Source organism: Laspinema palackyanum D2c, from assembly GCF_025370875.1.
Classification (GTDB): domain Bacteria; phylum Cyanobacteriota; class Cyanobacteriia; order Cyanobacteriales; family Laspinemataceae; genus Laspinema; species Laspinema palackyanum.
In genome coordinates this window covers 75,235-84,972 of sequence record NZ_JAMXFD010000029.1, presented here as the reverse complement: position 1 = coordinate 84,972, position 9,738 = coordinate 75,235, and the positions used below count along the sequence as shown (strand labels likewise).

General features: G+C 47.9%; 7 protein-coding genes. 2 read left to right on the top strand and 5 right to left on the bottom strand.

Going from position 1 to position 9,738, the window contains the following annotated elements; all coding sequences use genetic code 11:
* Positions 1-221: 221 nt before the first annotated feature.
* Entirely contained in the window at positions 222-1,130 is a 909-nt protein-coding gene (nadC, locus tag NG795_RS24050) for a carboxylating nicotinate-nucleotide diphosphorylase (RefSeq protein WP_367291152.1), read from the top strand.
* A gap of 78 nt (positions 1,131-1,208) precedes the next feature.
* Here the strand turns inward: nadC and NG795_RS24045 are convergent, their stop codons facing one another.
* From NG795_RS24045 to NG795_RS24030, 4 genes are all read right to left on the bottom strand, one after another.
* Positions 1,209-3,464: a PhoX family protein gene (locus NG795_RS24045; RefSeq protein WP_367291151.1), complete on the bottom strand. Its 2,256-nt coding sequence runs from the start codon at positions 3,462-3,464 to the stop codon at positions 1,209-1,211.
* On the bottom strand, positions 3,461-4,144 hold the full coding sequence (gene phoU / locus NG795_RS24040; RefSeq protein WP_015148120.1) for a phosphate signaling complex protein PhoU: 684 nt from the start codon (positions 4,142-4,144) through the stop codon (positions 3,461-3,463). Before phoU ends, NG795_RS24045 begins: the two co-directional genes overlap by 4 nt.
* Before the next feature lie 106 nt (positions 4,145-4,250).
* On the bottom strand, positions 4,251-5,621 hold the full coding sequence (locus tag NG795_RS24035; protein ID WP_367291150.1) for a sensor histidine kinase: 1,371 nt from the start codon (positions 5,619-5,621) through the stop codon (positions 4,251-4,253).
* Between the two features lie 260 nt (positions 5,622-5,881).
* Positions 5,882-6,634, bottom strand: coding sequence for a response regulator transcription factor (locus NG795_RS24030; RefSeq protein ID WP_254565510.1), 753 nt, complete (start codon positions 6,632-6,634; stop codon positions 5,882-5,884).
* 236 nt (positions 6,635-6,870) lie between these two features.
* On the opposite strand from NG795_RS24030, the gene NG795_RS24025 reads away from it, so the two are divergent.
* Positions 6,871-7,617, top strand: a complete 747-nt coding sequence (locus tag NG795_RS24025; protein ID WP_367291149.1) for a creatininase family protein — start codon at positions 6,871-6,873, stop codon at positions 7,615-7,617.
* Here NG795_RS24025 and NG795_RS24020 read toward each other — a convergent pair whose 3' ends face one another.
* Positions 7,618-9,687: a WD40 repeat domain-containing protein gene (locus NG795_RS24020; protein WP_367291148.1), complete on the bottom strand. Its 2,070-nt coding sequence runs from the start codon at positions 9,685-9,687 to the stop codon at positions 7,618-7,620.
* Positions 9,688-9,738 lie beyond the last annotated feature (51 nt).

Sequence of the window (9,738 nt, the reverse complement as noted above, 5' to 3'; positions counted from 1 at the left end):
TAGAGACTTCTGATTTCTTGACGAGACCAGGTTTCTATTGGCTTTCAAACTCTTTAATTGTCTTGGTTCAGGCGCGACTCGGTTCGTTGCCTTTCCTCACCGCGCTTTACTACTTTAACTAACCCACTAGGGTTTGTCAAGCGTTTTTGAGGAAAATTTTTGACTTTTTTTGGGAAAAGTCTGAAAGCCATACAGGGAAGGAGTTTCAGTTGGAAAGAAATTTGGTATTTCCTAAGACAGGAAAGTCCAAGGGGGCGATCGCAGTAAATTCTCAAGCTGTATTGCCCCCTTGGATTGTGTTGGACCCTCTATTTCAGGGATGGTTATTAGAGGATATTGGTCGAGGCGATCGCACCACGAGCGCTATCTATATAGAGGAAGCTCCCCCAGGAAGAGCGGAATGGATTGTCAAAGAACCGGGAGCAGTGGCGGGATTACCCTTCGCCCGTCGCATCTTTAGTCTTTTAGATTCCTCTGTGGACTTCACTCCCACGATCGCGGAAGGGGAGTATTGCCAGCCCGGACAGGTGGTCGCTCAAATTACTGGCCCCGTGAATGCTCTGCTGACGGGAGAACGAGTTGCTCTAAATCTGGTGATGCGTTTGAGCGGCATTGCCACCTTGACTCGGAAGTATGTGGAAAAAATTGCAGATTTGCCGGTGCAACTGGTGGATACGCGCAAAACTACCCCGGGACTGAGACTCTTAGAAAAATATGCGACTCAAGTTGGGGGAGCTAGAAACCACCGCATGGGATTGGATGATGCTGTCATGATTAAGGACAACCATATTGTCGCAGCCGGAGGAATTGGAGCGGCGATCGCCCGAGTCCGGTCCCAAATTCCCTATCCGTTAACGGTAGAAGTCGAAACAGAAACCTTAAAGGATGTAGAAGAAGCCCTCCAACATGGAGCCGACATTATTATGTTGGACAACATGAAGGTTGAGCGGATGAAGGAAGCGGTCCCTCTGATTCGTCAGCATAACGAGCGGATCTCCATTGAAGCCTCTGGCAACATCACCCTAGAAACAATCCGCGCAGTTGGGGAAACCGGAGTGGACTACATCTCCACCAGCGCGCCAATTACCCGATCGACTTGGTTGGACTTGAGTATGAAAATTAGAGGGTAAACCGAAAACAGGCGCTTGAAGCGCCTGTTTTCAAATGCAGGGGACTCAAATTCGTCGCTCCATCTTTGTTGTCTATATCTATATAGAAGTCATCCTTGGCGGAATTGCCTGGGAATCCAGACGGCGAATCGCGACAACCGCTGGTATCGGGGGGTCATTGGGTCCTTTATTCGGCCAGTTTGAACCCAACGGGACCTGACGAGTTTGGATAAATTCCTCTCCCTCTACAGTCAGCATGGCGAACTCCCGCGTTTCTGTGGCTCGATTCATCCGGATTCCATTGGTTTCACCGGGATGTTGCACGGCTAAAAATAGAGTGCGTTCGTCTGGGGTTAAAAATGGCCCGGTTGTTTCGCACTCCATTGGTCCCAACCCGAATAAATAGGCTTTGCCAGCTTCGGGTCCCGAGGTGGGAATGAACCAGATGGAATTATTGCCAAAGATGCCCATTTGCTGGGCAAGAGCGATCGCCTGTCCCGAGTCATCCACCCGAGAAGGAACAGGGCGATTGAGTCCCCCGGTACTCATATCCGTCACCATCCAGAGATTATTTCCAGAATCTACTAATAGATTATCTGGGTTAGAGAATCCTACTCCCCCTTGGGCGGGTTCACCGCCGAGGGCTAATTTTTCATAAGTAAAGGAGAGGGAAGCGGGTTCGTTGCTGTCTTCCTGGAGGCGGAAAATCCAGCCAAAGGGATAGGGAGTTTCGCCATTGGGTCCGGTAAAGATGCGGTTATCGGGGCCTCCTTCGGTTGCGGACCCTCCGGCAGTAAAAGCGATATAGAGGGAACCATCGGGAGCAATGATGGTATCTTCTGGACGGGCGGTGCAGGTGACGCCAGCAGCATTAGCCGCATAGTGAGCATCGATTAAAATGGCCCCTTGTTTTTCTTCGGGGTTGCCTACATAGAGGTCATTGAGGGTTTTGAACTGTTGTTTAAAGGACTGGATCTGTTGGTCGCGATCGCCAATGAAATAACCACCTTGGGGTTGATTCCGCTGTCTTGCGGTAGTTGGCGGTTGCCGTTGGGGTAAAGCGATGACATTCCCCACCAATTGACTGGGGAGTTGGGGGTCGATCGCCGTTTCCGGAGTCAGGGGAATCCAATTTCCCGTTCCATCCGGGTTGAACTTCGCTCCATAGAGTTGACCCTCGGCCAATAATTGGGAGTTACCTTTATCCGTGGGATTGGTGACAACTCCTTGACTGACAAACTTATAAAGGTGACCCCCCTGGCGATCGCATCCCGAATAAAACGCCAAGGGTTTACCCGACTCCACCCTTACTCCGACAGCTTCATGGCGATAGCGTCCCAACCAAGTGTGCTTGGTCCCATAGTCATTGGGGTCGGTGGGGTCAATTTCTACGATCCATCCATATTTATTCCCAGCTAACCCAAATACATTGCCTTGTCCGTGCAGACGATTATCTGCCAAGTTAAAAGATACCTCCCCTGGATCGAAAGAGGAGCCATCGGCATAGACAGGTTCAGAAACTTGAGATTGGAAATTTTCCTCCGCACTCAATACCGTTCCCCAGGGGGTAGTCCCACCGGCACAATTGCCAAAAGTGCCAATGATGCGATCGCCCAATCCATCGCGATACCCTTGTACCTGCTGTTTCTGAAAAATCTTGACACCAGGACCAGTAACTTTTAAATAGCGGCCATCTTTTAACCCAGAAATGCCAGTAATCCGTCGGTCTGCCGGGGAATTGGTCCGTTCCCATTGGCCTTCCGGGGTTTGGCGTAAGGAAATCACCCCGAGTCCCTGATCAATTAAGGCTTCTTCACAAATTTGCTGAATTTGGGCTTTGAGTGGGTTGCTATTGGGAAGTGCAAAGGCGTTAATCACAGAGGGTGTTTCTCCCCTAGAATCTGTAGACATTCCCGCCTTAACCTCTTCTAACGGCAAGGGTTTTTGAATTACTAAGGGATAGGTCTGCATCCAGGTACTGGCGCTGACATATTCAAAATTAATGACTAGATATCCTTCATTGGGAGCCGTTTCTATGAAAGAGAGATAATCATTGTTATAGCCAAAACGAGAATCGCCCACCGGGTCTCCCCATTGGGCGATCGCATCGTAAGTAAACCCCTCGGGAAGAACTAGATCGTCGAGGACCTCATAGCTACTGTACTCGGCGATTTGTTGAGCGGGTGCAATGCCATCGGTGGGAACTGGCAAAGGACCTTTGAGGGGCTTAAAATTGAGACTCTTGGGTGATGACTGTAATCCGGGGAAATTACAAGATTGGAGGGAACTCAGGGCAACCGTTCCGGCAAATCCACTCAAAAACAGCAAGAATTCTCGACGTTTGATATTCATCATCGATGACCTGTGACGATATAGGAGACTCGCTGGCCAATATTGGTCGCATGATCCGCCATTCGTTCAAGATGGCGAATCAGTAATGCCATTAATAACAGCGGTTCAACCACTCCTTTAATATCGCGCTGATTGGCTAAGATCTGGTAAAGGTTATGATAAGCATCATCTACAATCGAGTCGAGTTGCTTGATCCGTTGACCCACTTCGGCATCGAGATCGGCTAAGGCGACGAGACTGGTTGCCAGCATTGCTCTAGCTTGGTGGGACATTTCCTCAATTTCCGCCATACAGGGATGGGGGGGATAGGGAAAGAGTTGAACGGCAATTTCGGAGATATCTTGAGCATAGTCACCAATTCGTTCGAGGTCTCGGACGAGCTGCATAAAGGCCCCGAGTAACCGGGAGTCCATTGCGGCGGGGGCTTGCAAGGTCATGAGCATGACACATTCGGCTTCGATTTGCCGATAAAAGCGATCGATTTGTTTGTCGAGTAAGGGAATTGCTTCGGCAGCGGACAAATCTCGGGCAAATAAAGCTTGATGACTTAGCCGGAAAGAATTTTCCACTAAGGCACCCATCCGCAAGATATCGCGCTCTAAGCGTTTTACTTTCCGCCTAAAATGAGTCAATCTAGAATTTTTACTATAGGACGAAGCAGAGAGTCCGGCTTGACTAGCCATTGGGTTTAAAAATAACTCTACAAATGGTTAATAATTTGACAAAACGGGTTCTAAAAACGGTATTAGGGGATACGTTTGACCGGATGGCAGTTGGGGACACAGAATTTTAGGGGTTGGGATGGAGAACGTTCCGAGACGCTTCGCGATCGGAACGAGAATCGCAGGGGAGTCGCAGTTGCAACCAAGCTCCCCCGGTGTCAGGATGATTGCTGGCTTTAATGGTGCCTCCGTGGGCTGTGATGATTTGTTCGGCGATCGCCAACCCTAGACCCGATCCGGGACTGGTGGAATAGGCTTTCCCCTGGCTTTGAGTCGGGTCAAGGGACTGTCTCGCGCGGGCTGGGTCCCCTCGGTAGAGGCGATCGAAGATATAAGGGATATCCGACGGACTAAAGCCCGATCCTGAATCGATCATATCAATTTGGACAATTTCTCGTTCCCAGGTTGGCTGGCGATGAGGGCTACGCTCGCCCAAAATCTCAGTTGCGATTATGGCTTGAATTTTTCCCTGGGGGGAACTGTACCGAATACTATTATCGAGGATATTCAAAAAGACTCGGTAGAGTTTGGACTCATCGGCTTCTATCCTTACCTGTTCCGGTCCAGAATACTCAAAATTAATCTGTTTCTGACGGGCTAATGGTTCTAGGGTTTGCCAGACCGACTGAATCAAGGCACAGAGTTCCACGGATTTGATCACCAGTTTATCCCCGGGATCTACTTCCAAATGAGTCAGTTCGAGCCAGTCTTGAACCAGTTTAATCAGCCGATTTGTTTCTCCCGATAACCGCTCAACTCTCTGACTCCAGGGAGGCTCTAACCGGCCTTGTAAGGCTTCAGCCACTAAGCTAATACTGGTGAGGGGAGTTTTTAGTTCGTGGGCTAAATCGTTCATCCAGCGATCGCGGTTTTGCGCCAGGGTGACTAGGGGTTGGCGATTTTCTAAAAATACTCCGACTTGTCCCTCGCGCAAGGGCCAACTATAGCCGCGTAAGGTGAGCGATCGCGTTTTGCCCATTTCTGACCCATTTTGACAAGCGGGATGAAACACCCACTCTCGCATCTGCGCTTTTTGCTGTTGTCGAGTATTGTCAATGAGCTGATCCAATTCATAAGAACGCACGAACTTCAGTAATAAACGGGGGGAACTCGGTTCCCACTTCTGAATCTGGAGGATCTCCTGCGCTTGGGAATTGCACCAGACTAATTGGTTTTCTTCATCAACCTGGAGATACCCGACGGGAGCAACTTGTAATAATTGCCGTCCCTCTTCTACCTGGGCCTCTAACTGTTGTCGCTCTTGTTTCATCCAAGCGATCACTCTCCGCAATCGAGACATGATTGGCATATATAAGCCAAAGGAATCGATCGGCAAGCCCCCCAACCATTGCTGTAACTGCTGGCGCATCCAAAACTGCTGGCACAGCCAAAATCCAATTCCCACAGCTAGGCCCAAGAAAAATGCGACGATAGCCATTTCGCTTCCTCAATATAGAGCGCTTTTGCTGAAAGTGATTGACCCCACAGCGCCATCGGGTTCAGCCATTATGAATCCAGCAAGCTCTAGTCGTTGATGATTGGGGATCAACTTCGGCGATCGGAACCTCTCCCTAAATCCCTCTCCTCAGAGGAGAGGGACTTTGAAAAGATTTCTAACGCTCTTCGTCTCATGATATAAGCAATTGGGGGATGGTCGCCAGAGGTAACCCCAGGAGGCAGTAGAAGCGATCGCCGCTTTTAACCTAACCGATACCCAAATCCCCTAACGGTAATGATGTACTCGGGTTGGGAGGGATCCCGCTCTAATTTTTCGCGCAACCATCGGATATGAACATCAACGGTTTTACTATCTCCGACAAAATCCGGACCCCAGACGCGATCGAGTAACTGATCCCGGGACCACACCCGCCGGGGATAGCTCATAAATAACTCAATCAGGCGAAATTCTTTCGGAGATAAGTTAACCTCTTCCGTGGAGACCATGACTCGACATTCCTGGGGATATAACGTAATCTCTCCAAATCGCAAGACTTGTGGATCCATTAACCCATTCAGACGTTGACGACGGAACAAAGCGCGACATCGCGCAATAAACTCCCTCATGCTGAAGGGTTTGGTGAGGTAGTCATCTGCCCCTACTTCTAACCCTAATACCCGGTCCGTTTCACTGCCTTTGGCACTCAAAATCAAAATCGGCACGGGGTTCCCTTGTTGACGGAGGAGGCGACACAAATCTAGTCCGTTGACTTGGGGGAGCATGATATCTAAAACAATTAAGTCAAAGGGAAAATCCGTTGAGACGGGTTCGGCTCGATACAAACTGTTGAGGGCGCTCTGCCCATCTGCGGCAATGCTGACTTCGTAACCTTCCTCCTCTAAGGCTAAAACCAGCATTTCCCGAATCAGGTCTTCATCTTCTACGACTAAAATCCGATGATTTTTGCTGAATTCTGCCCTAGGAAGGGTTTTGGTTGCTTCCACAGAAAACATGATTAATGATTGTTGTGATTAATATCATTTCCATTGTTACAACAAAACGGCCATGAAAAGTGTTTCGGTCAGGGTATCCAAATTTACCGATTGAAGGTTAAAGGGGCGATCGCCACTTTTTTACGCCGCTATTTACCCCTAAAAATGGTAGAATATCCAGGCTTGATGGCAACTCCGGTTGAAATCCCATCGAATCCATTTAACGCGCACTTTTATCACTTGAACCAGCACCCTAGATGTTACTGCACTTAAGTACCTGGCCTGAAGTCGAAGCCTATCTCAAGGAACACAGTGGAATCATTCTACCCATTGGTTCGACGGAACAACATGGCCCTACGGGATTAATTGGCACCGATGCGATTTGTGCCGAGGCGATCGCCCGAGGAGTTGGGGAAGCAACCCAGGCTGTCGTAGGTCCCACGATTAATGTAGGAATGGCGTTGCATCATACCGCTTTTCCCGGCACCATCAGCCTCCGTCCCAGTACCTTAATTCTGGTGATTCAGGACTATCTCACCAGTTTAGCTCAGGCGGGATTTACCAAATTTTTCTTTATTAATGGACATGGCGGAAATATCGCCACCCTCAAAGCAGCCTTTTCGGAAAGCTATCATACCATCGGGGGTTTAAACCTCCCCAATGGCGACTCTATCCAGTGCCAAATTGCCAATTGGTTTACTTGCAGTTCAGTTTATAAACTTGCTAAAGAATTATATGGGAATGAAGAAGGTTCTCATGCTACTCCTAGCGAAGTTGCGCTCACCCAGTATGTTTATCCTGAATCGATTAAAACCGCTCCCTTATCCAAACAGGTAGCTTCCGGTTATCCGATTTATGGTGCGGTAGATTTTCGCCGCAAATATCCCGATGGCAGAATGGGTTCTAATCCAGCTTTAGCCACCCCTGAACATGGAAAGCAATTGTATGATTTAGCAGTTCAAGAGTTAACTCGATCTTATTTAGAGTTTGTCAAGGCTGAATAATTAATAAAAAGGTCGCCAAATCTTCACGGTTTTGTCATGAGAGCCACTGGCGAGGAAATGACCATCGGAACTGAAGGCAACGGCATTGACGGAATCAAAATGGCCGGTGAGGGTGCCAATCAATTCGCCGGTTTCTAAATGCCATAGCTTAATGGTTTTATCATGAGAACCACTGGCTAATACGGGCGATCGAGGGCTAATGGCTACGCAAAGCACTTCAGCGGTGTGACCCCGCAAGGTCCGGGTCGGGGCGGCTCTGGTCCCTCCGTCAGAAGCACTGCCCTGGATTTGCCAGAGTTTAATGGTTTCATCCCGACTGGCACTGGCTAAAACGTGACTGTTGGGACTTAAAGCAACGGAAGTGACGGGGGAATTCCCCATCAAGGTCCGGACTAATTTTTGGGTTTTTAATTGCCAAATTTTAATGGTTTTGTCTGTACTTCCGCTGACTAAAAGCTCCCCGTCCGGACTAAAGGTGACTGAATAGACAAAGCTAGAATGTCCGATGAGAGTGCCGAGTAATTCTCCAGTAGAAACCTGCCAAAGCTTGATGGTTTGGTCTCCACTACCGGAGGCCAAAATTTCTCCATTTGGACTAAAGGCAACGGAATAAATGGGGACAGAATGACCCGTTAAAATATGCAGCCGCCGATTGGTTGGGAGATGCCAGAGTCGAACGGTGGAATCGGCACAACCTGTGGCTAAAAACTGGCGATCGGGACTAATCGCCACCGAATAAATGGAGGCTGAATTATCGGTGATGCTATCGGGTAATCCCTGAGATTGTTCCAAATTTTTTAATTGCCAAATATTGATGCTTTTATCCCAACTCCCACTGACTACTAAATAAGGCGATCGCCGTTCCGGGCCACCATTTTGCTGACCAAATGCCACAGATACCACGGAGTCCGAATGACCGCTCAGAGTATTGACACATCGCCAAATTGGGCGCATTGCATTCAAACTGGATTCTGCACGGGGAACCGGGAGTCCTGTCAGCACCACCGATGCTACAGGGACCCGTTTTCTCTCAGGAGAAAAACGGCTCGGCGAAAAATTAGGTGGATTTGTCAGATCTTCTTCTACTCTTTCTTGTTTAGAGGTTGAGCCTTCAAATTCCTGACTATTTTCTAACAGTTCTAAAACTTTTTCTACTTTAGAATCTGTCAGGGAAATCCGTTGACTATTGGTTTTTGAAACATCTTCTATTAGACTGGATAAACCTGAATCTTTATTGTCTAATTTTTGAATCTCTTGAGAAATAGCTTCGCTGTCAAAATTAACAATTTGAATAAAGCTTAAATAATTTTGAGGATGCCCCAATATATTTTTAATTTGATTAATAACCCCTTTGACATCTTCAGTAGTAGAAAGGACATCCCATTGAAAAGCGGCAAAATTTTCCGTTTCATCTTCCAAAAAATCTGCTAAAAGTTGATTTTTTTGAAGAGTTTCGGACAAAATTAAACTCACCGACGGCAACCAATCGGAGCGAAAATCATTCCTGATTCTTTCGGGCAAAGCATCAATATAAAGTTCAGTTTCAATCTGTTTTTTGAGGCCTTGAAGCTCGTGACTCCGAGTCCGGATGTCCAAACTCAAGATTTCTTCGGCACTCCCACAAAGCACGGGACTCTGGATAATATTTTTTAGCCAACATTTGCTTTCATAACTGTCAAATGCTTCTTGCCGTAAAGCGGTAACCCGACGTTTTAGCCATGCCTGAATTTGACTGTACTCTGAGCCTTTGATTGGATGAGCAGGGGCAAACAAGTCAGTTTGGTGAAACTGAGAGGGGTGGAGGGCTACGATAATCCCCTTAATCAGCGCTTCGATGAATATCAGCCGCACGCGAGAATTTTGGGGGAGAAATGTAGCATTCCGCCAAATGATAAATAAATGGCTTAATTGAGCAAGGGAAAGCTGGCCTAAAATCCCAGAATTTAAAGCACCAGTAATTTTACCTCCAAATAAAGAGGTTCCCCAGATTAAGGCGCTTAGTTCGTCTAGCACGGATTTGTTGCTATTACTCAAGGTTTTGCCATCCAAGTCATTCACGATTTCGCTCAACTGAACGATTTACCCCTATTTAAAGATTCGGGAAAGGTGGCTCGGGCGATC

Bases quoted from the DNA above. Each gene is read 5' to 3' on its own strand.
- NG795_RS24045 (WP_367291151.1), bottom strand. From the start codon at position 3,464: ATGATGAATATCAAACGTCGAGAATTCTTGCTGTTTTTGAGTGGATTT.
- phoU (WP_015148120.1), bottom strand. From the start codon at position 4,144: ATGGCTAGTCAAGCCGGACTCTCTGCTTCGTCCTATAGTAAAAATTCT.
- NG795_RS24035 (WP_367291150.1), bottom strand. From the start codon at position 5,621: ATGGCTATCGTCGCATTTTTCTTGGGCCTAGCTGTGGGAATTGGATTT.
- NG795_RS24030 (WP_254565510.1), bottom strand. From the start codon at position 6,634: ATGTTTTCTGTGGAAGCAACCAAAACCCTTCCTAGGGCAGAATTCAGC.
- NG795_RS24025 (WP_367291149.1), top strand. From the start codon at position 6,871: ATGTTACTGCACTTAAGTACCTGGCCTGAAGTCGAAGCCTATCTCAAG.